This window comes from Nitrincola nitratireducens, from assembly GCF_000585235.1.
Classification (GTDB): Bacteria; Pseudomonadota; Gammaproteobacteria; order Pseudomonadales; family Balneatricaceae; genus Nitrincola; species Nitrincola alkalisediminis.
Genome location: NZ_AONB01000025.1, coordinates 1 through 23,538, shown reverse-complemented (window position 1 = coordinate 23,538; position 23,538 = coordinate 1). Strand labels below are relative to the sequence as shown.

Genomic DNA, 23,538 nt, shown 5'->3' with positions numbered 1-23,538 from the left:
CACAATATCTGGCACTCATCCGAGTGCCAGATTCAAGAATCTATCGACAACGCAGCGAACCCCCTTCAAAATACACCTTTATTATTTCAGGACAATGACAGAGGGTAAGGAATGTCGCAGGCTTTGATCAGTATCAAATATTCAATTTTGAGCTTTTTGGGTTTAATCGCTGGGCTGTTATGGTCACCCTTGGCCGTGTATCTGGATATCGTGGTGATTGGTCATGGTATGCCTGAACAAGGCGTCACGGAGATTAGCCAAACGATTTTTATTGGGTTATCCGCAATTATTTTTTATAAGCTGATGTGGATGATGCCTGAACAACGTGGCTTTTCGGTGCTGGTGGCGGGTTTATTTCTTTGTATGTTTATTCGCGAGCAGGATGCGCTGTTGGATATGATGCAACCGGGTTTATGGCAATATTTGGTTGCAGGTGTTGCCGTGTGCTCAATCTTAGTGGCCTGTTTTTGGCGCAAAAACCTCTGGGTGTCGATGGCTGAGGCGGCAAAATCCTATCCATTTGCGTATGTTTTGACTGGAATCGCATTGCTGTTGTTTTTTAGCCGAGTGTTCGGAACGGGTGCGCTCTGGGAAGCGATTTTTATGCACGATTTTGATCGTTCGGCGCCAAGATTGGTTAAAAACACGATACAGGAAGGTATTGAACTCGCCGCCTATGCGTTCATTTTGTATGGGAGTCTTTTGTATCATTGGGAGCAAAAATCGGTTGGTGTTCAGCAAGCGCAGAAAGAAAAACATTCTTAAATGTTTGTTTGACGGTTCATTTGATTAGACCTGCCTTTCGCGTATTTTTAAAAAAAGCCGTGTCCATTTTTTAAAATGACGACACGGCTTTTTGGCCTAGAGTAAAACTTAATTGGCTTTGTTATTCACCATAAAAGTGCGACCGGCTGTAAACGCACCAATAATTAGGACTGAACCCACGGCAGGGATCAGGTAACCTTCGACTTGTGGAATGGTTCGTAAAAACACGAACGCAACCGCTGTTGGGGCAATAAATCTGACCAAGAACTGCCAAACTTTGAACCACTGATCATTGGTGGCCATTTCCCGAATCACTTCATCACGGCTCAACGCCCAGCCTGCAAACAAGGCAATCAGTAACCCGCCCAACGGCATTAGAATGTTTGTTACAAACTCTAACACATCAAAGGGTGAGCGATTAAACAGCGTATGGGTAATGGTGCCTTCTGACCAAATATTGAAGCTAAATACGGTCACTAAGCCCAGCAACCAACAGCCAGCAATCATAATGCCAACGGCTGTAGGGCGGCTTAAACCGTACTTTTCAACCAGGAATGCAGCCACGGGCTCGACAAGCGAGATGGCAGAGGTCAAGGCAGCACCGATCACTAAAATGAAGAAGATTCCCCCTAATAGAATACCGCCAGGTAGGTCAGCAAAAGCGATAGGCAGTGTGACGAACATCAAGCCAGGTCCTTGTCCTGCTTCCATCCCGCTGCCAAAGACCAAGGCAAAAATTGCAATACCTGCCAATAAGGCAATGACGGTATCGACGACAGCAATCGAAATTGCCGTGCGTGTTAGGGAGGCTTCACTGGACATGTAGGCACCATAGGCCATGATTGCACCCATGCCTAAGCTCAAGGTGAAGAACGACTGCCCCATGGCTTGTAACCAGCCTTCAAGGCTTAGATCCGATAGATTGAACGTGAACAAAAACTTCATGGCTGCCACCGCGTCACCTGCGATAATGCCATAGGCAAGTACAATCAGCAGGATGAAGAACAGGGCTGGCATCATAAAGCGTAATCCGCTTTCAATTCCTTTATGGATACCCATGCCGACAATCGCACCCGAGGCGAGAATGAACAGGGTGTGGTAGAGCAGGAGAAGACCAGGTGATGCGAGAAGGTCGCCAAATGCAGCCCCGATCGTTTCAGAACTGGCTCCGCTCAAGGATCCTGAAAACATAAGTCCAGTGTAGTGAATCGCCCAGCCAGCAATGACCGAGTAGAAGCTTAGGATAATGAAGGCCGCTGCTGCACCCATCCAGCCGATAATTTGCCAGTTGGAGCTAGTGCCATGAGATTTGGTGAGGTACTTCATACCCATGATTGGGCTTTTACGACTTGCACGACCGAGTAAGCTTTCAGCAATCAGGATGGGAATGCCCACCACGGCAATGGTGAGTGCATAAATGAGTATGAAGGCTCCGCCACCATTCTCGCCTGTTAAGTATGGGAAACGCCAGAGATTCCCGAGGCCGACAGCCGAGCCAACGGCGGCAAGCAGAAAGGTCCCCTTATGGGTCCAAATTTTAGGTGAGCTCATAATTTTGGCTGATCCGTTATAGTTAGAGTTATATAAACTGTGTACAAACCGCCGATTTTACCTTATATCAATAGGCGGTTTTTTTTGAAATATCCAACTATAAGACAGAAAGATTTGTCTAAAGGCCAAAAAATACGAAAATTACCTAATTCTTTAGGTTTCGAGCAGAAAGGTGACAGGGCCGTCGTTGAGTAGCGAAACCTGCATATCGGCACCGAACTGCCCTGTTCCTATATGTTGATAGGCCGCTTGGGCGCGCTGAACAAAGTAGTCGTAAAGCGCTTCTCCTTGTTCGGGTGCTGCGCCCATTGAGAAGCCAGGCCGTAACCCTTTTTTGGTATCTGCGACGAGTGTAAACTGCGAGACAATCAAGAGTCCACCATTGACTTGCTGGACATTAAGATTCATGCGCCCAGTCTCATCGGAAAAAACGCGATAATTCAGCACCTTGTGGATCATCTTATCGGCAGATTCTTCTGTGTCTTGCTTTTCAATCCCGAGCAGGAGGAGCAAGCCCTGATGAATGTTGCCGATGCATTCTTTATCGACATGAACGGACGCATGCTGTACACGTTGTATCAGGCCTTTCATGGTGTAGTGGTTCCAAATTTAGGCTTTGAGTTGAGCAAACTGATCGGTTGCTTTGATCAGGTTATCGGTTATCCCTGGTTCAAATGCCGAATGCCCTGCATCACGAATAATATTCAGTTGTGCATTCGGTAGTGCTTTGTGCAATGCAAAGGCCTGCTCGATTGGACAGACAACATCATAACGGCCGTGGATAAGGGTTATAGGGATGTCTTGAAGAACATCGGCATTTTTAATGAGTTGGTTATCCGTCATAAAACTATTGTTAATAAAATAATGTGCTTCAATTCTTGCCATGGCTAAAGCGATGTGAGGATCTCCAAAGTGCTCGGCAATATCCGTATTTGGATGAAGGGTTGAGCAGCGGCCCTCCCATATCGACCAAGCTTTCGCGGCGGCCATGCGCGCCAGCTCATTGTCAGAGGTTAGGCGTCGATAATAGGCCGCTAGCATATTGTCACGCTCTGCTTCGGGAATCACGCTGATATAGTCTTGCCAATAGTCTGGAAAGATTGCGCTGGCCCCTTGTTGATAAAACCAGTGGATATCCTGATGGCGGCATAGAAAAATGCCGCGCAAAATCATACCTAGAACACGTTCGGGATGCGATTGGGCATAGGCCAGTGCCAAGGTTGATCCCCACGAGCCACCAAACAGTAGCCATTGCTCTATGTTGAGATGCTGGCGTAGGGTTTCCATGTCGCTGATTAAGTGCTGTGTGGTGTTGTTCTCTAAGCATGCATGAGGGGTGGATTGCCCGCAGCCGCGTTGATCAAACAGAACGATTCGATAGGCTTGTGGATTAAAAAAGCATCGGTGTGCGGGTGATATTGAACCACCAGGGCCACCGTGTATAAAGACGACAGGGATGCCTTGAGGGTTGCCGCACTCCTCTACGTATAGAGTATGCTGTTCGTCGACAGCTAGGTAATGTTGAGCATAGGGACTGATTTCAGGATATAAAACCCGCATGGTTGGCTCCACCGAAGACACTGATCATAGATATGTCGCATCATAACGCAAAAAGGCAGCCGAGGCTGCCTTTTGGTCATGTGTCCTGCCTACGAAGGGCAGGCTCAATGATTACTTTTTGTTGCGCTTGCGCTCGTTTTCTTTCAGAAGCTTCTTACGAACACGGATTGCAACAGGAGTTACTTCGACCAGTTCATCGTCTTCGATAAAATCAAGCGCTTGCTCAAGCGAGAAACGAATTGGTGGTGTCAGTACGATGTTTTCATCGGTACCGGATGCACGCATGTTGGTGAGCTGCTTGCCTTTGGTTGGGTTAACAACCAAGTCATTTGAGCGTGCGTGGATACCAATAACCATCCCTTCGTACACTTCGATACCTGGGCTGACGAATAAACGACCACGCTCTTGCAGGGTGAAAAGCGCAAAGCCGAGTACTTTGCCGTTCACCATAGACACGAGAACGCCATTATTGCGCGCGGCAACTTCACCGTCTTTTACACGACCATAATGATCGAAAACAGAGGTCATGATGCCCGTGCCTGAGGTCATGGTCATAAACTGACTACGGAAACCAATAAGTCCGCGAGAAGGGATCATAAAGGTAACGCGAATACGTCCTTTACCGTCCACTTCCATGTTGGTCATGTCGCCTTTACGCTTGCCAAGTTCCTCGATGACAGAACCTTGGTGCTGCTCTTCGACATCCAGCATCACCAATTCGTACGGCTCGCGTATTTCGCCATCGATTTCTTTTTGAATAACTTCAGGACGAGACACGCCGAGTTCAAACCCTTCACGACGCATGGATTCGATCAAAACCGATAGATGAAGTTCGCCACGGCCTGATACTTTGAATTTCTCAGGAGAGTCGCCTGGCTCTACACGCAGCGCTACGTTGTGAATTAATTCACGCTCTAAACGCTCTTTAATGTTGCGGCTGGTAACAAACTTGCCTTCTTGACCTGCGAAGGGAGAATCATTCACTTGGAAGGTCATAGAAACTGTTGGTTCATCAACCGACAGTGCTGGCAGTGCTTCAACGACGTTAGGGTCGCAGATGGTGTCTGAGATGTTCAACTGGTCGAGGCCCGTGATACAGACAATATCACCGGCTTCCGCTTCAGGAACTTCGACACGCTCAAGTCCATGGTAGCCCATGACTTGTAATACTCTGCCACTGCGCAATTGAGCATGGCTGTCTATTACTTTAACTTGAGTGTTGGTTTTCAGACGGCCACGTGTAATACGGCCGATACCGATTACACCTACGTAGCTGTTGTAATCCAATGCCGAGATTTGCATTTGCAATGGGCCTTCTGGATCAACACGTGGCGGATGAACGTGTTTAATGATGGCTTCAAACAGCGGCGTCATGTCTTCAGCCATGTCATCCGCGTCTAAGCCAGCGATACCATTTAGCGCTGATGCGTAGACAACAGGGAAGTCTAACTGTTCGTCAGTTGCGCCAAGGTTATCGAACAGATCGAATACCTGGTCCATTACCCAGTCTGGGCGTGCGCCTGGGCGGTCAATCTTGTTGATGACGACAATTGGGTGTAAGCCTGAGCAAAAGCTTTCTGGGTTACGAAACGCGTTTGAGGCATTGGGCCGTCAACCGCATCAACCAATAAAAGAACAGAGTCTACCATCGAAAGAACACGTTCTACTTCGCCACCGAAGTCCGCGTGCCCCGGTGTATCAACGATATTGATACGATAGTCGTTCCATTTAATGGCGGTGTTCTTGGCTAGAATCGTGATACCGCGTTCACGTTCTTGGTCATTCGAGTCCATGATTCGCTCAGCGGACTCATCACGGCGCGTTAAGGTGCCGGACTGCTGCAGCAGTTTATCGACGAGGGTCGTTTTGCCATGGTCGACGTGGGCGATGATAGCAATATTTCTTAAGTCTTCGATCACAAGTTTGTACCGGTTCTTTGTCTAAAGCGCATTATTATACGCAACTAACCCCGAACAAGCGACGAAAGTTTGATGACATTTTGAACATGTCAATTAAATTTATATTTGCACCGGGATGGCGCAAATTTGCGGTTGATCCAGTATGATTTAGACGTGCATTGCACAAAATACGATCGTCGCCAACCTGTTTTGTGGGTGTTAATGGTGCGTTTTTGATAATCGTGCCTCTTAATGGTGCAAAAAATGAATCACTACCAATTTGTCGGCTCTTAAGAGCCTGATTTGGCGGGGTTTTTTACACTGGCACGTTCATTGCTTGTACTGATGTAAGCGGTTACGCCGGATATTTTCTGCATCCGGCCTCCGGCAAATTCATATAGCTAACATGTGGAGAGAGTCGTATGTCAGAGAATACTCTGAATCTGATCAAAGAGAGCGGTGCTAAGTGGATCGACATGCGTTTTACTGATTTCAAAGGTAAAGAGCAGCACGTTACCATTCCAGTATCTGATATGGGTGATTCCTTCTTCGAAGAAGGGAAAATGTTCGATGGTTCCTCTATCGCAGGTTGGAAAGGAATTCAAGAATCTGACATGATCCTGATGCCTGATGACAGTGCATCGGTTCTGGATCCTTTCACTGAAGCGCCTACTGTTATTGTTCGTTGCAACATCGTTGAGCCTGCGACTGGCCAAGGCTATGACCGTGACCCACGTTCAGTTGCTTTGCGTGCTGAGCAGTACTTGGCCTCTACGGGTATTGCTGACTCTGCAATGTTAGGCCCAGAGCCAGAGTTCTTCGTATTTGATGAAGTAAACTGGCATGCTGATATCAGTGGCTGTGGTTATACCATCTCCTCTGAAGAAGCGGCTTGGTCTTCAAACATGAAATTGGAAGGCGGCTCACGTAACACTGGACACCGTCCACGTGTTAAAGGCGGTTACTTCCCTGTTCCACCAATCGACTCTTTGCATGACATTCGTGCCGCAATGTGCGACGCAATGGAAGCAATGGGCTTAACGATTGAAGTGCATCACCACGAAGTAGCCACGGCTGGTCAGTGTGAGATCGGTGTGCGTGGTAACACTCTGGTTAAGAAAGCTGACGAAGTTCAAATCCTGAAATACTGCGTGCATAACGTTGCACATGCGTATGGCAAAACAGCTACCTTTATGCCAAAGCCTTTGGTTGGTGATAACGGTTCTGGTATGCACGTTCACTTGTCTATGTCCAAAGATGGTAAAAACATCTTCGCAGGCGACGGTTATGCGGGTCTGAGCGATTATGCACTTTACTACATCGGCGGTATTATCAAGCACGCTAAAGCGTTGAACGCTATTTGTAACCCATCAACCAACTCCTACAAGCGTTTGGTTCCAGGTTTCGAAGCACCCGTTATGCTGGCGTACTCTGCGCGTAACCGTTCTGCATCACTGCGTATTCCGTACACTACTTCACCGAAAGCACGTCGTGTAGAGGCTCGTTTCCCTGATCCAGCAGCGAACCCATACCTTTGCTTTGCAGCGTTGTTGATGGCGGGTATCGACGGTATTCAGAACAAGATTCACCCTGGCGACCCAGCGGATAAAGATTTGTACGATCTGCCAGCTGAAGAAGCTAAGTTGATCCCAACCGTTGTCGGCAGCTTGACTGAAGCCTTGGATGCGTTGGAAGCGGATCATGAGTTCTTGACCAAAGGCGGCGTATTCTCTAAAGAAATGCTGGATGCTTACATTGGTCTGAAGCGTGCTGAAGTTGAGCGTGTCAACATGACCACTCACCCAGTTGAATTCGATCTGTACTACTCTGTTTAATTCTATTAAACGATAAAAAACCTCCTTCGGGAGGTTTTTTTTTGAGTAAAGTTTCAGTGCGTGCTTAAATGTTTTGTGCACTAAATTGGTGCTTTGTAGGTGCTCTTGAACCTTTAGCCTGTCCATAATGTTTCATGCAGTGCCCGTAAATGGGCGTTGGGGCGTGAAGGCAAAAGTGGCCTCCTTTTTGCAAATAGAAGTTACAGAGGTGGAGGCCGCATGTTTAGTTTAGATACATCAAAACAAACGTTAGAAAACTTAACGACATCGGTAGTGATGTTGGATAAAGAGTTGCGGGTAAAGTATATGAACCCTGCAGCTGAGATGTTGCTGCAAATTTCCTATCGTCGTTTAAGAGGTAAGCCTTTAACGGAATGCGTGGTCTTTGCAGAAGACGATGTGCGCTTGTTAAAAGATGCGTTAAAAACATCGCATCCCTTCAGTAAGCGGGAAGCTAGGATTGTAACGATCTTATCCAACGAGCTGTTGATTGATTACAGCGTGAATCCACTGTCAAACTCGGGGCTGCTGCTCGAAATCCAAGCCCGTGACCGTTTAATGCGCATTGAACGTGAAGAGGAATTGCTCAACCGCCATGCAACTGCGCGATCATTGGTACGCGGTTTGGCTCATGAAATTAAAAATCCACTCGGAGGGATTCGAGGAGCTGCACAGCTCTTAGAGCGAGAGCTTGATAACCCTGAGTTGCATGATTACACGCGGGTTATTATTGAAGAAGCGGATCGTCTCAGAAATCTCGTTGATCGATTATTGGGGCCTCATAATTTACCACGGATTGAGGAAATCAATGTCCATGCACTCCTTGAACGAGTATGCAGCCTCGTCGATGTTGAGTCCAATCACTTAATTCGTTTCGTCCGCGATTATGACCCAAGTATTCCTGAGTTTTTGGGTGATAAAGAACAGCTAATTCAAGCCATACTGAATATTTTGCGCAATGCGATGCAGGCGTTACAGGAGGCCTCAACACCTGAGCCGAGTATTCTCTTGAGAACACGGGCTCATCGTCAAGTGACCTTAGGGAGTGAGCGACACCGGCTCGTTTGCTCAATCGAGATCATTGATAACGGGCCGGGGATTCCTGAAGATTTGGTGAGTTCGATTTTTTATCCTATGGTCACTGGGCGTGCAGAAGGGTCGGGGTTAGGCTTGTCGATCGCACAGGCTATTATCAATCGACACAAGGGTTTGATTGAATGCAGCAGTGAGCCAGGGCAAACACGTTTTCAATTACTAATTCCTCTGGAGCAAAACAATGAAATCACCGGGTAATGTCTGGGTTGTCGATGACGACCGGTCTATTCGCTGGGTTTTAGAGAAAGCCTTAAGCTCGGCGGGAATGAAAACCGCTATGTTTGAGTCAGCCGATGATCTAATCAAGCGACTGGACAAAGAACAACCTGATGCCATCGTCAGTGATATCCGCATGCCGGGTATGGATGGATTGGCATTATTGAATCATATCCAATCCATTAATCCAGATATGCCGATCATTATTATGACCGCGCACTCGGATTTGGACAGCGCGGTGGCATCCTATCGTGGCGGTGCATTTGAGTATTTGCCGAAGCCTTTTGATGTTGATGATGCTGTCGCATTGGTGCGTAGGGCCGTTGAACACGCCTATGAGCGGCGTATTCAATCGCCTGAAGTAGTGGATGATACAACGGCTGAAATTATTGGTGAAGCGCCTGCCATGCAGGAAGTGTTTCGTGCGATTGGTCGGCTATCTCAATCCAATATCACCGTCTTGATTAATGGTGACTCTGGAACGGGCAAGGAGCTTGTCGCACATGCACTGCATAAGCACAGCCCTCGGGCGGAGCATCCCTTTATTCCGTTGAATATGGCGGCTATTCCTAAGGACTTGATCGAGTCTGAGTTGTTTGGGCATGAAAAAGGGGCCTTTACCGGAGCGGCAGCAGCGCGTCGTGGGCGTTTTGAGCAGGCGGATGGTGGAACCTTGTTCTTGGATGAAATTGGTGACATGCCTGCGGATACGCAAACGCGCTTACTGCGTGTGCTGGCGGATGGCGAATTTTATCGTGTCGGGGGACATACGCCCGTCAAAGTGGATGTTCGCATTATTGCCGCGACCCATCAAAACCTAGAGAGCTTAGTGAAAGAAGGTCGCTTCAGGAGGATTTGTTTCATCGTCTGAATGTGATTCGCATTCATATACCAAGGCTCTCTCAGCGTCGTGAGGATATTCCTCGGTTAGCGCGTCACTTTCTGGCTCGATCAGCTGAAGAGTTAAGTGTTGAGCCTAAGCTGTTAAAAGCCGAGACAGAACAGTTTATTTGCGATCTTCCTTGGCCGGGTAATGTTAGGCAGTTAGAAAACACCTGTCGTTGGTTAACGGTCATGGCATCAGGGCGTGAGGTGCTGGTTTCTGACCTGCCACCTGAGTTGTTGGATCAGCAAGATCAAGGCCTGGCCTTAAGCGGTAATTGGGAACAGTTGCTTCGTAATTGGGCGGATCAGCAGTTAACAAATGGTCGTAAAACCATTCTCAATGAGGCCGTTCCGCAATTTGAACGAGCCATGATTGAGGTAGCGTTAAAGCATACAGCGGGACGTAAACGCGATGCCGCGGAGTTATTAGGCTGGGGACGCAATACGCTTACACGTAAAATTAAAGAGCTGGGCATGGAAGACAGTTCAGGCGATGAGGATGAGGACGAGTAGGTTAGTCGCTGGCAGGCTCAAGGGGCGCAACGCGCTCCATGCTTTGCAGCGCTTTCATACGTTGCTCGTGACGTAGGGCTACGGCATACTCAGCGACGGCTCTGGCTTGATGTTCGGTTAAATCTGGAAAATGCCCCATTGGGTGCCCAAATTGGTAGCCGTGTTTAATGATCAGAATAACATCGTGTTCTTGCAGTTGATTGACACCCGGTGGAAGGTTTTGAAGCTCAGGGCCCAGACCTCTGTAGGTGTGGCACTCTTTACAATAGTAAGCATACAGATCCACGCCTTGCGTCATTTTGGCAGGATTGTTTGCATCGCTGCAGCCCGCTAACCCTGCAAGGCTGATGAGGGTGAGGAGTAGATGTCGAATACGTATGCGCATTCAGGCCTCCAATGCGACTAACGGAAGGGCTGCTCCCGCCAGAGCCAATACGAGTTGTGCCATAATCAACCAAGGGTCATGTTGCCCTTGTCCTTTTATCGCATGGTCTGCCAAGGCCGCTTGTGAAAGCATTTTTTCTAAATCGTCTAGGTGTAATCGCTGACAGGCTTTGAGAACAGGACCTTTACGCTTACCCCAGACCTTTTCTTTTTGGCAGAGTGTATCCGCAGATAGACCGCGCGATAAACCTTGTATTAACGAATAGAGCGTTCGGATTTCGCGCGTGATGGCCCAGAGCACCACTGGGGCTTCAACGCCTTCTTGCCGAATAACCTGCAATATTTTCTGACAACGCACAGGTTGTCGCATAAGCGCGGCATCCATCAACGCAAATACATCATAACGTGAGCTATCGGAGACGGCTTCTAAAATTTGCTCAGCCGATATGTGGCCATCTGAGCAAAGAAGTCGTAACTTATCCAGTTCTTGACGAGCCGCAAGTAAGTTGCCTTCAACCCGATCCGATAAAAGCTGTGCGGCTTCCGTGTCGAGGTGTAGACCAATCGCATTGCCTCGTTGAATCAGCCATCCTGATAATTGTTGTGGCTCAAGTGGCCAGATTTCGACCATCAAGCCCCGTTTATCAATCGTGCTGTACCATGCACTTTTTTTACTGCCTGCATCTAGCTTATCTGCCACTAATAAAAGTGTAGTATCCGGTGCTGGATTGTCTAGGTAGGCTTGTAGGTGCTGGCTATCTGCTTTGTTGATTTTGGATTCGCCTAAGCGTATCTCAAGAATTTTTTGTTCAGAAAACAGCGAGAGCGCATTGGTGCTTTGCAGCGTGCCTTCCCAGCTGAAGTTCCCATCGACGTGAAAGACCTCTCGTTCAGAGAAGCCTTTCTGGGACAGAAAACGACGAATGTAATCGCAACTTTCTAAAGACAGCAAGGGTTCATCCCCATATACAAGGTATACAGGGAACACCGGATTTGAGCTCAGTTTGGCCGGAAGGTCTGTTGGGCGCAGTTTCATGCGTGCAAGTCGCTTTTAAGAGTCACTTGTTGAGTGTCCGCTCACGAGCTTTTTAAACGAATGTACTGACGCATAATTTGCTGGGCCAGTTCACGTCTGATTTGCTCTTTAAGGATGATTTCCTGCGTTTCTGTCGCGGTGATGTTGTCGGGGTCAATACTGTAAACGCGCTCAGCATAAAGGGTGCGCTCTGGCAGTAATTCATTGCCGTCACGATCAACCACACTTAAATGGATCACCGTTCTTAGCTCATACTCAGACGAACGGGCCAAACGTGTTAGAGACACGGTCCGTCGTATGTCCGACTGGTTTTTGAGCAGTAGCTGGATGTCGGCCTCTGGCAGCACCTCGACGCCATTTAACGTCATCGCTTGAGTGACCGCTCGAACCATCGCTGGACTGACGGATTCAGACACAATGCTGACGTGTGACAGCTCATCAGAAACACTATACGAACCACGTAAATGAAAACCGCACCCGCTGACCATCAAAGTCAGCAGGCACAGAAAACACCAGTGGCGTATGCGCAAGGACATCGCCATGATTAAAACTCCTAGCCGACCACTATGTTGAGTAGTTTATTCGGCACTGCAATTTTCTTACGGATCATTTTGCCTTCTATGTGCTTTTTCACATTCTCTTGCGCTAAGGCTAAGTGTAGAAGGGTATCTTCGTCAGCATCGGCAGCGACTTCTATGCGAGCGCGAACCTTACCATTCACTTGAACCACGATCTCAACCTTTGTGCGCGTCATCGCGGTTTCATCCGCCACGGGCCAAGCTGCGGCTACGACAGCATCTTGATGGCCTAACAGCGTCCAAAGCTCATGGGTGATATGAGGCACGATCGGTGACAAGAGTACCACGGCGGCCTCAAGTGCTTCCTGCATCACAGCACGGCCTTGATCAGAGGTGTCATCGAAACGTGACATCGCATTCGACAGCTCCATGATGGCGGCAATGGCCGTGTTGAACGTCTGACGACGTTCAATATCATCGGTCACTTTGCGAATGGTTTCATGCACTTTACGGCGCAATTCGCGTTGATCGTCCGTGAGTGCTTCGCTGTTCAGCTGAACCGTTGGAAGACCCTGGTTTAGATGGTCGTACACTTGCTTCCAAAGACGACGCAAGAAACGGTGAGCGCCCTCAACGGCTGAATCTGACCATTCCAATGATTGCTCTGGCGGTGCCGCGAACATCATGAAAAGGCGAACGGTATCGGCACCGTAGCGATCAATCATCACTTGTGGATCTATGCCGTTGTTCTTGGACTTGGACATTTTTGACATGCCGGAGACCAAAACGGGCTCACCATCATCCTTATGGCGGGCGCTGATAATGCGGCCCTTGTCGTCTGTTTCCGTGATCACGTCAGTGGGTGAAATCCAGACCTGGCCACCGCGCTCGTCTTCACGGTAATAGGTTTCGGCAAGCACCATGCTTGGCAGAGTAGACGAGTGAAGGGTTCATCTGAATCGACAAGGCCTTCATCACGCATCAGCTTATGGAAGAAGCGTGAGTAGAGTAAATGCAGAATCGCGTGTTCAATACCCCCAATGTACTGATCAACGGGCAACCAGTAACGCGATTGTTCAGGGTCTAGCATGCCATCGGCTTTGTTGCGACTGGCGAAGCGAGCAAAGTACCAACTTGACTCCATGAAGGTGTCGAAGGTGTCGGTTTCGCGCTCAGCAGGGCCACCGCAACAAGGACAGGTGGTTTCAATGAAACTAGCGAGCTTTTTGATCGGAGAGCCAACTCCATCAAACTCAACGTCTTCAGGCAGAACAACGGGCAGTTGATCTTCTGGAACTGGCACAGGGCCGCAGCTTGCACAGTTAATGACCGGAATAGGAGCACCCCAGTAACGCTGGCGTGACACACCCCAATCGCGTAAGCGATAGTTAATGGTGACCTGACCACGGCCGCGTTTGCTCAACTCATTGGTGATGGCCTTAAAGGCAAGGTCAAAGTCCAAATCATCAAAATCGCCGGAGTTGATTAAGCTGCCTTTTTCTGTGAAGGCTTCTTTATCAAGATCGACGATGAGGTTATTGTCGATCGGTTCAATGACTTGCTTGATCGGCAGTCCATACTTTTTGGCAAACTCCCAGTCACGCTGATCATGTGCAGGTACGGACATGACGGCACCAGAGCCGTAGTCCATCAATACAAAGTTCGCCGTCCAAACAGGGACTTTTTTACCTGTCAGTGGGTGAGTCGCCTCAATTCCTAAATCGATGCCTTTCTTTTCCATGGTAGCCATGTCGCTTCAGCCACTTTGACATTTTTGCAGTCATCAATAAAAGCGGCTATTTCGGCAGAGGTCTCTGCTGCTTTTAACGCCAGTGGGTGTTGTGCGGCCACCGCCAGGTAGGTTACGCCCATCAGCGTATCGGGGCGTGTTGTAAACACTTGAAGATCGCCGTAGTTGTCAACTTTAAACGACACTTCAGCGCCTTTTGAACGCCCAATCCAGTTACGCTGCATGGTTTTGACTTGCTCAGGCCAGTGTTCAAGCTTGTCCAAGTCATCCAAAAGCTGATCCGCATAGTCAGTGATTTTTAAGAACCATTGCGGAATTTTCTTACGCTCGACCAGAGCACCAGAACGCCATCCACGACCATCAATGACTTGCTCATTGGCCAGTACGGTTTGGTCAACGGGATCCCAGTTCACCTCTGATTCGCGTTTGTAAACCAAACCTTTCTTCAACAAACGTGTAAAGAACCATTGCTCCCAACGATAATACTCGGGATGGCAGGTGGCCAGTTCACGAGACCAGTCGTAACCAAAGCCCATTTGCTTGAGCTGATTGCGCATGTAGTCGATGTTTTCATAGGTCCATTTTGCGGGCGCCACTTTATTGTTGATCGCCGCATTCTCAGCCGGTAAGCCAAAGGCATCCCAGCCCATCGGTTGCAGTACATTTTTTCCCTGCATACGTTGGTAACGAGAGACCACATCACCTATGGTGTAATTACGAACATGTCCCATATGCAGTCGGCCGCTGGGGTAGGGGAACATGGACAAGCAATAAAATTTTTCGCGCGATGTGTCATCTACGGCTTTGAAACTTTGGTTATCTTCCCAGTACTGCTGGGCATTCGGTTCAATGGCCTGTGGCTGATAGTGCTCGTTCATTGTGTCTGATCAGATCTCTTGTTTGACGTCGGCACAGGCTGTTATGGATAAACGCGTAGGGCTCGATGTCAGATTAATTGGAAAGATGAGTCAATGCGGCATAGCATACAATATATGCAGAGATGCAAACAGGGCTTAATCACATCACCTTGCAGGTGAAGGAGACTTTATGAGCGACCCACTTAAAAAAACAAGCGATAGTGCTGCAAAAATGTCGCGTATCTACGACCGTGTCCTAGATCGCATACGTCATCAACTCGACGAAGCAGGCTATCAAACATGGGAGTCAGTTCAGGCCACGATCCGTGACGCAATCGAATTGGAGATGGCGGCTGAGGAAATGACGCGTGATGAGATAGATTTACTCAGCGCCTATATTGAACGCGACCTCAAGCAAATCGGCTATTATGCGCACGAAACGGGCGAGGGCATAGCCGCGTGGTTGAACTTTGATTTAAATGCCCTTGAGCAAACCATGGTCAAGCGTTTATGGGAATTGGCGGATCAAACTCGGGTGCAGCATGAGTTGCTGCGTGAGCAGCTTTCCCATTCTGAAACGGAGTATTTAGCCGGTGAAGTGACAGTACCGGGTCGATTGCGCTGTTTGAATTGCAATGAAGAGCAAGTGCTGATTCAAAGCAGCAGTCTTCAACCCTGTTCAGCCTGTGGTGCGGTGATATTTGTCCGAGATTCGCTGCCATGGCCGCCAGCCCAGCGTCATGAGCAGGAGAGCGAATAACAGAGTCGGCCATACACCCAAGTGTTGATAGGGTGTTTTGCCCTGCATCGCGGGAACCTCGGCGGTTAATACCTTGGCAACCTTGCGCGGTATTTGTGCTTCAATGCTGCCGTCGGATCGAATGACGGCAGTAATCCCATCATTGGTCCCGCGCAACAGCCAGCGGCCATTTTCGATGGCGCGCATCCGCGCAATTTGTAAGTGTTGATACGCTGCCAGTGAGTCACCAAACCATGCATCATTTGAAACGGTCAGGAGGAGCTGGCTGTTAAGTGCCGAGATGCGAGTTAATTCAGGGTAGGCAATTTCGTAGCAAATCAGCGGTGCAATGGCCCAATCCTTAACGGGTAGAGTGAGTTGGGTTTCGTGAGGCAGGCTAAATTCAGACATGGGTAAGTCGAAAAACGTAATCAACCCTCTGAGTTGATTTTCAAACGGCACATACTCCCCGAATGGCACTAGGCGCTGTTTATGGTAAACCCCTGAACTGCCACTAAAAATACCCAAACTATTGTGAAACATCATCAAGCTTTCATCATGTGGATTGCCCGTCATGAAAGGAAAGCCGCTCATCAAGGTTGTGTCGTTACTGTCTAAATAGTCAAAAAAAGGTTGGACGTACGGGGCTGCTTGAAAATATAGCGAAGGGATGGCGGTTTCGGGCCAAACAATTAAATCGACATCCTTGTGCGGCATGCTTAATTCAATTTGTTGATTAAGAATGTGCGGCAGATTATCTCCATCCCATTTATCGTGCTGGGAAATATTGGGCTGAACTAAAGCGACACGAAGCGGTGGTTTAGCTTCGGGAGTGGTCCACTCATTGGGTAGGAGCAGCGTTAAAAGGGGTAACGTGAGTGCGATGATTCCGGGCCCTGGGCGTTGGCTGCGTATGGCCTCCGTAATCCCGACAGCAAAGAGAAGCGAGAGTAATGAGAGTCCCCAAACACCGAGAATAGCGGCTAAAGAGCTTAAGGGGGTATCGATCCAAGCATAGCCTAAATAGAGCCATGGAAAACCTGTGAATAGCCAACTGCGCAGCCATTCAAAGATGATCCATACACCCACAAAGCCTAGCCATGCATAGCGTGGGATTCGATAAAAACGCGTAAAACACCAGCCTTGCAGTGCGAAGAGCGTGGCTAATGCCATGACAAATAGGCTGGTGAGCAATACCGCAAGGGGAACGGGGGCGTAGCCATAGGTATGAATGCTGACGTATACCCAAGAGACGCCCGCGCCAAAAAAGCCTAGGCCGTAACACCAACCAATCCAAATGGCCCGTTTCGCGCTAATGCCAGCGATGCTCAGGTAAAACAAAGCTGGGCTTAATAGTGCAAATAAAGGCATATTGAAGGGTGCAAACGCCAAGGTAGCCGTCAAGCCTGCACTAAGACTGACCGCTGGGCGAAGTAGACGACGTAGATTCAAACGGATGCCTATGATTGTTCAACCTGTAATAAGCGTATACGACGGTTGTCAGCCGATAAAACGGTGAAATTAAAGTGCTCAAAGCTCACTTGTTCCCCTTTTTGTGGCAAGCGACCAAAGCGTTGGGTGACTAAGCCGCCAATGGTATCGAACTCGTCATCTGAAAAATGACTGTTAAAGTGATCGTTGAAGTCTTCGATGGTGGTTAAGGCTTTGACAAGGTAGCTCTGTTCATCCAGCGCTTTGATATTGCCTTCGTCATCGTCATCGTCATGCTCGTCTTCAATTTCACCCACAATTTGTTCCAAGACATCTTCGATTGTGATTAACCCGGAGACGCCACCATACTCATCAACCACGACGGCCATATGGTTTCGTGCACCACGGAACTCACGTAATAGTACATTCAGACGCTTGCCTTCGGGGACAAAGACGGCAGGGCGTATGCAGTCTTGTAGGCTGAAGTTGTCGAGATTGCCATCCAGCATAAAGTTAAGCAGGTCTTTGGCTAATAAAATGCCGATGACTTCGTCGGGGTTTTCACCACAGACGGGAAAGCGTGAGTGAGCGGTCTCGATAATGATGGGTAAAAATTCCCGAGGCGCTTGGTTAATTTGCACCATTGTGACTTGAGAGCGAGGAACCATGGCATCTCGGACTTTCATATCCGAAACCTGCATGGCTCCTTCAATAATATTCAAGGCGTCATTATCAAGTACGCCAGCCTCAGCCGCATCATATAAACCTTGAATTAAGGCTTCCCGGGTAGGGGGTTCATCAGAAAAAGCCTGGGCTAGCTTGCCGAGCCAGCCTTTAGTGGCAGATCCCGATCGTTCTTCGCTCATAATGTCCTCTTAAGCGGATAAGTATGGATTTGAAATACCGAGCTGAGCAAGAAGATTGATTTCCAGTGCTTCCATCTCTTCGGCGTCAGTGTCATTTATATGATCGAATCCGATAAGATGCAAGAGGCCATGAATCACCATGTGCGCCCAATGGTGCAATAAGGGTTTGTTTTGCTCTTGGGCTTCGCGGGCAACGACATCTGCGCAGATGGCTAAATCACCAATTAAATCAGTGGGTATGCCCGGTGGCGCTTCAAAAGGAAAAGACAAAACGTTGGTCGAAGCGTCTTTTCCACGCCATGTGTGGTTAAGTTCTCGGCTTTCGTCTTCTGTGACAATGCGGATGCAGACTTCTGCTCGTAAGCGTCGGCCTGTCATCGCGAGCTTTAGCCAGCGTTCAAAGTCCGCTTCCGTGGGAAGGCCGTTAGGGTCTGTTTCATATAAAACATCGACAAAGTAACTCATGAGTGGTTCTCGTGTTTGCGTGAGCTTCTTTCCGCTTCAAGTTTCTCAAAACGATCATAGGCGACAACAATGTGTTGGACGAGCGGATGGCGTACCACGTCACGCGCGGTGAAGTGTGAAAAGCCGATACCCTCAACGCCTTTGAGCACTTCAATCGCATGCACCAATCCCGAACGGGTGCCTTTGGGCAAGTCAATTTGAGTCACATCACCGGTAATGACGGCTGTCGAGCCAAAACCGATACGCGTCAAAAACATTTTCATTTGTTCGCGAGTGGTGTTTTGGCTTTCATCTAAAATCACAAAAGAGCCATTGAGTGTCCGTCCACGCATGTAGGCTAACGGTGCTATTTCAATCACGTTCTTCTCAATGAGCTTGGCCACTTTTTCAATTCCAAGCATTTCGTAGAGTGCGTCGTAGAGTGGGCGCAAATAAGGATCAACTTTTTGCGATAAATCACCGGGGAGAAAGCCCAGTTTTTCGCCTGCTTCAACGGCAGGACGAACCAATAAAATACGGCTGACTTCTTCGCGCTCTAAGGCTTCAACTGCACAGGCAACGGCGAGATAGGTTTTGCCAGTTCCTGCCGGCCCAATTCCAAAATTTATATCGAGGGTTTGGATTGAGCGCACGTATCGTTGTTGGTTTTCACTGCGCGGGCGAATCTGCATCTTGCGTGTACGGATGGTGTAGTCGCGATCACCTACCCCAGAGGACGGCAGTTGCTGTTCGAGGCCAGTTTGTTGAAGTCCTAGATGGATATCGTCAGGGCTTAATTCTTTCCCTTTACACGCCTGTTGATACAGGTCCTGAATCAGGGGTTTGACTTGACGGCTGACGAGGCTATTTCCAATCAATTGGAATTTGTTGCCACGATTGAGCACTTCAATGCCCAAGCGCTCTTCAATCAGCTTAAGATGCTCATTCATCTGACCACAAAGACTGGCAAGAGCGGCTGGGTTGTCAGGTTCAAGCGCAAAGTTTACAGGTTGTTGGTTTGACAAGTTATCATCCTAAAATAGCTGGCGAAGCATTAATGCGTTTGATCAAGTTCAGACGATACGAGTTCGCCAACCAAAGAGTTTGCATACGCCTGCACAATACGAACATCAGCGAAATGGCCTATTAAGTTGGGATCGTCGCAGCGGAAGTTAACCACTCGGTTATTCTCCGTGCGTCCCGATAGCTGGCCAGGATCTTTCTTAGAATAGCCATTGACGAGAATACGCTCGACATTCCCGACCATGCGACGACTGATCTGCATGGCTTGCTGGGTAATACGATCTTGAAGAATATTCAGTCTTAGCTTTTTTGTTTCATCGGTGACATTGTCGGGTAGATCGGCAGCAGGTGTGCCAGGACGACGGCTGTAGATGAAACTGAATGAACTATCAAAGCCTATGTCTTGGATTAAATTCATTGTGGCTTCGAAGTCAGTGTCTGATTCGCCTGGGAAACCGATAATAAAGTCCGATGAAAAGCTGATCTCGGGTCGTAGTTTGCGAATACGGCGCAGTTTAGACTTGTATTCCAAGACGGTATGCCCACGCTTCATGGCCATCAAAATTCGATCCGAGCCACTTTGGACAGGCAGGTGAAGGTGGCTAACCAGTTCAGGGACATCCGCATAGGCTTGAATTAAGCTTTCACTGAACTCGACAGGGTGAGAGGTCGTGAAGCGAATGCGGTCGATGCCGTCGATGGCGGCCACACGGCGAATCAACTCAGCCAAATCGGCGTCGGTGCCATCGTTGGTGGCACCCCGGTAGGCATTCACATTTTGACCGAGCAGGTTAACTTCACGCACACCTTGTTCTGCCAGCTCCTCACACTCTCTGAGCACATCGGCCAGTGGACGGCTAACTTCTTCGCCGCGTGTATAGGGAACTACACAGAACGTACAGTATTTACTGCAGCCTTCCATGACCGACACAAAGGCTTCGGCACCTTCTACTTTGGGTGCGGGCAGATGGTCAAATTTTTCAATCTCAGGAAAGCTAACATCAACGATGCCGACGATGCCTTTTTTGGATTCATTAATCATCTCAGGCAAGCGATGCAGCGTTTGTGGGCCGAAAATCATATCGACATAGGGCGCGCGATCACGAATCGCTGAGCTTCTTGGCTGGCAACGCAGCCGCCCACACCAATAATAAGATCCGGGCGCTGCTCTTTAAGCTTGCGCCAACGACCCAATTGGTGGAATACTTTTTCCTGAGCCTTTTCGCGGATGGAGCAGGTGTTGAGTAATAATACATCGGCATCATCAGGCGAGTCAGTCAGTTCTAGTGCATGACTTTCACCGAGAAGGTCTGCCATGCGTGATGAGTCGTACTCGTTCATCTGACAACCGTGTGTCTTGATAAACAGCTTTTTAGCCATGTGTCACCTGTGTTGCAAAAAGAGGTTAAAATCAGGATCGCGAATTATAGCCGAGCCGAGCCTTGTAGGCTACCGCTGGTTAAATTATAGACAAATTGGGTGGGATGATGGGATTGTCTTTAAAGTGGGCGAATATTGTCGGAGTTTTATGCGCGCTTTCATTCTTGGCAAGCAGTGTTCAGGGAGAGGGGCATTCTGCCTCCGTGTCTGAAGAGGATCAAGTGCTCACCCAGCAGCTCATGAGTCAGCTGCAAGAGTGGTACCGTGCCGCTGATGAAAACGATCCAGACGCCTATTTTAATCTTGGTCAATACTATCGAACCGGAATAGGCATCGAGCCTGATTTAGAACTGGCCGAATTTTTTTATGGAAAAGCAGCTGAATTAGGTCATCTATCGGCCCAGAAAAACCTGGCGACGCTCTATTATTTTGCCTTTCCAGATTCACCGCGCACCCAGCAGGCTCATGATTGGTGGTTACGTGCCGCGTATTTGGGCGACACAGAGGCCCAAATGCGTTTAGCAGCACTCTATTTTAAAGGCCCTGTGTTGATGGATCCAATTGAGGGGGCTGCTTGGGTGTTTGTCGCTGCCAGCTCAGGGGACATGAAAGCACGGCTGACTCAGGATCAGCTAGAAAGCAATTTATCGGCCGAGGCGCTTGTGCAAGTGAAAGAACGCCACGCTATTTTACAAACCCAGATGAAGCCTATGCCGCCCTCATCATTTGAGGCAAATCCGCAAGGCGGCATGCCTGAATACCCACCGATGCGGTTGAGCATTCCTGTGGGAGGACCAAGACACTATGTTCAAGTGGCTGCGCTTGCACAGCGCGAGGATGCCGAACGTATGGCTCAAAGGATTCAAACGGAGCATCAGGATCTGCTGGAGCAGCTGAGAGCCTATGTGATGGAATTTAGTTCAGCGACAGGGCGAGTGGTGTATCGTGTTCAAATTGGCTCGATGGATGAGGCTCGTCAGGCAGCGGATCTGTGTCGTCAATTTAAACAACGTCGTATGGATTGTTTTGTCGGGCGCGATTAAATTGTTTAGAATCCTATCCAATTAAAGGCCGCAACAGGATGTCGTTCGTATGGAGTATGAGTACCCTCAATCGCGTTTAGAACGCCTAACTGCGGCTGCCATTTTACTGTTATTGGTTTGGATGCCGTTGCCTTTGGGCAGTAATCGGCCTTGGTCAATGGCATTGCTCATCTTGCTTGTTGGAGTGTTGGCCCTTATATGGGGCGTTGCGCTCCTTCGAAGCCGCCCCATACCCAATCGATCTTTACAAGCGGCTTGGTTGATGTTTGCCCTTCTTGTATCGACTCAGGTTTGGGTTGCACTCCAGTGGTTATTGGGTATGACGGCAGATGTGGGTCGTACCTTTCAAAGTTTGATGCTGGGTATTACCTATAGCCTTCTTTTCTTGATGGTCATCAATCTGTTTAATACACGTAAACGTTTGACGGTGCTGTTAGCCGTGATTGTCATTAGTGGCACCTTTCAAGCCTTTTATGGGGCTATCATGGTGTTATCGGGTGTTGAGTGGCTACTCGGTGTTCCTAAAGAGTTTTACAAAGGTAACGCAACGGGAACCTTTGTAAACCGCAATCATCTTGCAGGCTATCTCGAAATGACGTTGGCCTGTGGTATCGGTTTAATGCTGGCGCTCAGAGATGGGCAGGCCTTTCGCTGGGTCAATGTACTTGAACTCTTATTAGGCCCTAAAGCCCGATTGCGTCTTGCCTTGGTCATCATGGTCATAGGTTTGGTGATGAGTCAGTCACGCATGGGTAATGCAGGTTTTTTTTCGAGCTTATTAATAGTTGGCAGTATTTTTGTTCTGATTAATCGTGAAAATCGGCTCAGAAATAGCATGATACTCATCAGTATTATTCTGATCGATATGTTGGTCATTAGTCAGTATTTTGGATTAGAGCGCTTAAAAAATCGTCTGATGAATACAGAGGTTGCGATTACTCAAGAAGAAGGGCAGTTGGTGTTCGATATCAACGACCTCAGAGGACTTGCGTTTACACAGTCTATTCCTTTAGCACAAGAAAAAACCTGGATTGGCCATGGTGCCGGAGCGTATGAGACGGTGTTTATTGGGCATACAGGCCCCAATTTTGGTGGCCATTTTGATCATGCTCACAATGATTATTTGCAGTTTTGGGTTGAGTTTGGGCTGATTGGTTCCTTGCCATTGTTATTATTTACACTCTTGGCATTGTTTCACTCATTCAGGGCGCTTTGGAATAGAGAATCCCTCTTTAGAAGCGGGGTTGGGTTTGGAACGGCCATGGCTATTATTGCCATCGTAATTCATTCGGCGTCTGATTTTAACTTACAGATCCCTGCCAATGCCGCGACCTATGTTGTGATTTGTGCGATTGCTGTACTTGCAAATGGACATTCGCGTAAAAAATACCGTAAACGGTATCATTCGAGTCATGAAGCTTAGTCGTCTCGTTGCCTTTGGTGTTGCAATCAGGACGTGACGAGTTCTTGCTGTTGATCGAGATGAGCGCGCTATTAAATCTGGATTCTGTTTCGACCTGCTTGCTTGGCTCGATACATTTTCTGATCTATTTCGACTAAAAGGGTTTCTGGGGAGTGGGTTGCGGTGAATTCAGATAAACCTAGACTGACGGTAATCCTCAATTTTTTTGGAAAGGAATGTTGCTGAATTGCCTTGAAAATTTTCTCGGCAATCTGCTCTGCGTTTTTCACCCGAGTACCGGGGCAGATCAGCAAAAACTCTTCGCCTCCCCATCGACCTAGGGAAGA

At 48.4% G+C, this 23,538-nt stretch carries 17 protein-coding genes and 4 pseudogenes; 7 read left to right on the top strand and 14 right to left on the bottom strand.

The window, feature by feature from the left end; translation table 11 throughout:
* Nucleotides 1–123 precede the first annotated feature (123 nt).
* Nucleotides 124–765: a hypothetical protein gene (locus D791_RS16690; RefSeq protein WP_157682417.1), complete on the top strand. Its 642-nt coding sequence runs from the start codon at nucleotides 124–126 to the stop codon at nucleotides 763–765.
* 108 nt (nucleotides 766–873) lie between these two features.
* On the opposite strand, the gene D791_RS16685 is transcribed toward D791_RS16690, so the two are convergent.
* The 4 genes and pseudogenes from D791_RS16685 to typA all read right to left on the bottom strand — a co-directional run bounded on the left by D791_RS16685 (nucleotide 874) and on the right by typA (nucleotide 5,795).
* On the bottom strand, nucleotides 874–2,316 hold the full coding sequence (locus D791_RS16685) for a sodium-dependent transporter (RefSeq protein ID WP_036514058.1): 1,443 nt from the start codon (nucleotides 2,314–2,316) through the stop codon (nucleotides 874–876).
* A 153-nt stretch (nucleotides 2,317–2,469) separates the two neighbouring features.
* The gene (gene dtd, locus D791_RS16680; RefSeq protein ID WP_036514055.1) at nucleotides 2,470–2,907 is read right to left on the bottom strand and encodes a D-aminoacyl-tRNA deacylase; all 438 of its coding nucleotides are present in this window, start codon (nucleotides 2,905–2,907) and stop codon (nucleotides 2,470–2,472) included.
* An 18-nt stretch (nucleotides 2,908–2,925) separates the two neighbouring features.
* On the bottom strand, nucleotides 2,926–3,876 hold the full coding sequence (pip, locus tag D791_RS16675) for a prolyl aminopeptidase (RefSeq protein ID WP_036514052.1): 951 nt from the start codon (nucleotides 3,874–3,876) through the stop codon (nucleotides 2,926–2,928).
* Between the two features lie 111 nt (nucleotides 3,877–3,987).
* A pseudogene (gene typA, locus D791_RS16670) lies at nucleotides 3,988–5,795 on the bottom strand (translational GTPase TypA).
* A gap of 401 nt (nucleotides 5,796–6,196) precedes the next feature.
* Between typA and glnA the strand changes: the two are divergent.
* The 3 genes and pseudogenes from glnA to glnG all read left to right on the top strand — a co-directional run bounded on the left by glnA (nucleotide 6,197) and on the right by glnG (nucleotide 10,318).
* Nucleotides 6,197–7,609 (top strand): type I glutamate--ammonia ligase, encoded by a 1,413-nt coding sequence (gene glnA / locus D791_RS16665; protein WP_036514049.1) that lies wholly within the window; start codon nucleotides 6,197–6,199, stop codon nucleotides 7,607–7,609.
* Nucleotides 7,610–7,828: 219 nt separating this feature from the next.
* Nucleotides 7,829–8,902, top strand: a complete 1,074-nt coding sequence (glnL, locus tag D791_RS16660; RefSeq protein WP_036514046.1) for a nitrogen regulation protein NR(II) — start codon at nucleotides 7,829–7,831, stop codon at nucleotides 8,900–8,902.
* A pseudogene (glnG, locus tag D791_RS16655) lies at nucleotides 8,886–10,318 on the top strand (nitrogen regulation protein NR(I)). Before glnL ends, glnG begins: the two are co-directional and overlap by 17 nt.
* A 1-nt stretch (nucleotide 10,319) precedes the next feature.
* Here the strand turns inward: glnG and D791_RS16650 are convergent.
* The 4 genes and pseudogenes from D791_RS16650 to leuS all read right to left on the bottom strand — a co-directional run bounded on the left by D791_RS16650 (nucleotide 10,320) and on the right by leuS (nucleotide 14,884).
* Nucleotides 10,320–10,703 (bottom strand): c-type cytochrome, encoded by a 384-nt coding sequence (locus tag D791_RS16650; protein WP_036514043.1) that lies wholly within the window; start codon nucleotides 10,701–10,703, stop codon nucleotides 10,320–10,322.
* Complete coding sequence (gene holA, locus D791_RS16645; RefSeq protein ID WP_036514040.1) at nucleotides 10,704–11,738, bottom strand: DNA polymerase III subunit delta; 1,035 nt, start codon at nucleotides 11,736–11,738, stop codon at nucleotides 10,704–10,706.
* A gap of 41 nt (nucleotides 11,739–11,779) precedes the next feature.
* Nucleotides 11,780–12,280: an LPS-assembly lipoprotein LptE gene (locus tag D791_RS16640; RefSeq protein WP_036514037.1), complete on the bottom strand. Its 501-nt coding sequence runs from the start codon at nucleotides 12,278–12,280 to the stop codon at nucleotides 11,780–11,782.
* Between the two features lie 11 nt (nucleotides 12,281–12,291).
* A pseudogene (leuS, locus tag D791_RS16635) lies at nucleotides 12,292–14,884 on the bottom strand (leucine--tRNA ligase).
* Between the two features lie 169 nt (nucleotides 14,885–15,053).
* Here leuS and D791_RS16630 point away from each other — a divergent pair.
* The gene (locus D791_RS16630; RefSeq protein ID WP_036514034.1) at nucleotides 15,054–15,623 is read left to right on the top strand and encodes a zinc ribbon-containing protein; all 570 of its coding nucleotides are present in this window, start codon (nucleotides 15,054–15,056) and stop codon (nucleotides 15,621–15,623) included.
* On the opposite strand, the gene lnt is transcribed toward D791_RS16630, so the two are convergent.
* From lnt to miaB, 5 genes and pseudogenes are all read right to left on the bottom strand, one after another.
* On the bottom strand, nucleotides 15,543–17,054 hold the full coding sequence (gene lnt / locus D791_RS16625) for an apolipoprotein N-acyltransferase (protein ID WP_036514031.1): 1,512 nt from the start codon (nucleotides 17,052–17,054) through the stop codon (nucleotides 15,543–15,545). The genes D791_RS16630 and lnt overlap by 81 nt on opposite strands.
* Nucleotides 17,055–17,062: 8 nt before the next feature.
* Entirely contained in the window at nucleotides 17,063–17,899 is an 837-nt protein-coding gene (locus D791_RS16620) for an HlyC/CorC family transporter (RefSeq protein ID WP_036514028.1), read from the bottom strand.
* Between the two features lie 9 nt (nucleotides 17,900–17,908).
* Nucleotides 17,909–18,364, bottom strand: coding sequence for an rRNA maturation RNase YbeY (ybeY, locus tag D791_RS16615; RefSeq protein ID WP_036514026.1), 456 nt, complete (start codon nucleotides 18,362–18,364; stop codon nucleotides 17,909–17,911).
* Complete coding sequence (locus tag D791_RS16610; protein ID WP_036514023.1) at nucleotides 18,361–19,368, bottom strand: PhoH family protein; 1,008 nt, start codon at nucleotides 19,366–19,368, stop codon at nucleotides 18,361–18,363. Before D791_RS16610 ends, ybeY begins: the two co-directional genes overlap by 4 nt.
* A gap of 29 nt (nucleotides 19,369–19,397) precedes the next feature.
* Nucleotides 19,398–20,746: pseudogene (gene miaB, locus D791_RS16605) on the bottom strand (tRNA (N6-isopentenyl adenosine(37)-C2)-methylthiotransferase MiaB).
* A gap of 107 nt (nucleotides 20,747–20,853) precedes the next feature.
* Here miaB and D791_RS16600 point away from each other — a divergent pair.
* Both D791_RS16600 and D791_RS16595 read left to right on the top strand, forming a co-directional pair.
* Nucleotides 20,854–21,789: an SPOR domain-containing protein gene (locus D791_RS16600; RefSeq protein WP_036514021.1), complete on the top strand. Its 936-nt coding sequence runs from the start codon at nucleotides 20,854–20,856 to the stop codon at nucleotides 21,787–21,789.
* A gap of 49 nt (nucleotides 21,790–21,838) precedes the next feature.
* Entirely contained in the window at nucleotides 21,839–23,212 is a 1,374-nt protein-coding gene (locus D791_RS16595) for an O-antigen ligase family protein (protein WP_036514018.1), read from the top strand.
* 71 nt (nucleotides 23,213–23,283) lie between these two features.
* Here D791_RS16595 and D791_RS16590 read toward each other — a convergent pair.
* A partial coding sequence (locus D791_RS16590) for a GGDEF domain-containing protein (protein WP_036514015.1) occupies nucleotides 23,284–23,538 on the bottom strand: 255 nt, incomplete at its 5' end.

Bases quoted from the DNA above. Each gene is read 5' to 3' on its own strand.
- D791_RS16685 (WP_036514058.1), bottom strand. From the start codon at position 2,316: ATGAGCTCACCTAAAATTTGGACCCATAAGGGGACCTTTCTGCTTGCC.
- dtd (WP_036514055.1), bottom strand. From the start codon at position 2,907: ATGAAAGGCCTGATACAACGTGTACAGCATGCGTCCGTTCATGTCGAT.
- pip (WP_036514052.1), bottom strand. From the start codon at position 3,876: ATGCGGGTTTTATATCCTGAAATCAGTCCCTATGCTCAACATTACCTA.
- glnA (WP_036514049.1), top strand. From the start codon at position 6,197: ATGTCAGAGAATACTCTGAATCTGATCAAAGAGAGCGGTGCTAAGTGG.
- glnL (WP_036514046.1), top strand. From the start codon at position 7,829: ATGTTTAGTTTAGATACATCAAAACAAACGTTAGAAAACTTAACGACA.
- D791_RS16650 (WP_036514043.1), bottom strand. From the start codon at position 10,703: ATGCGCATACGTATTCGACATCTACTCCTCACCCTCATCAGCCTTGCA.
- holA (WP_036514040.1), bottom strand. From the start codon at position 11,738: ATGAAACTGCGCCCAACAGACCTTCCGGCCAAACTGAGCTCAAATCCG.
- D791_RS16640 (WP_036514037.1), bottom strand. From the start codon at position 12,280: ATGGCGATGTCCTTGCGCATACGCCACTGGTGTTTTCTGTGCCTGCTG.
- D791_RS16630 (WP_036514034.1), top strand. From the start codon at position 15,054: ATGAGCGACCCACTTAAAAAAACAAGCGATAGTGCTGCAAAAATGTCG.
- D791_RS16620 (WP_036514028.1), bottom strand. From the start codon at position 17,899: ATGAGCGAAGAACGATCGGGATCTGCCACTAAAGGCTGGCTCGGCAAG.
- ybeY (WP_036514026.1), bottom strand. From the start codon at position 18,364: ATGAGTTACTTTGTCGATGTTTTATATGAAACAGACCCTAACGGCCTT.
- D791_RS16600 (WP_036514021.1), top strand. From the start codon at position 20,854: ATGGGATTGTCTTTAAAGTGGGCGAATATTGTCGGAGTTTTATGCGCG.
- D791_RS16595 (WP_036514018.1), top strand. From the start codon at position 21,839: ATGGAGTATGAGTACCCTCAATCGCGTTTAGAACGCCTAACTGCGGCT.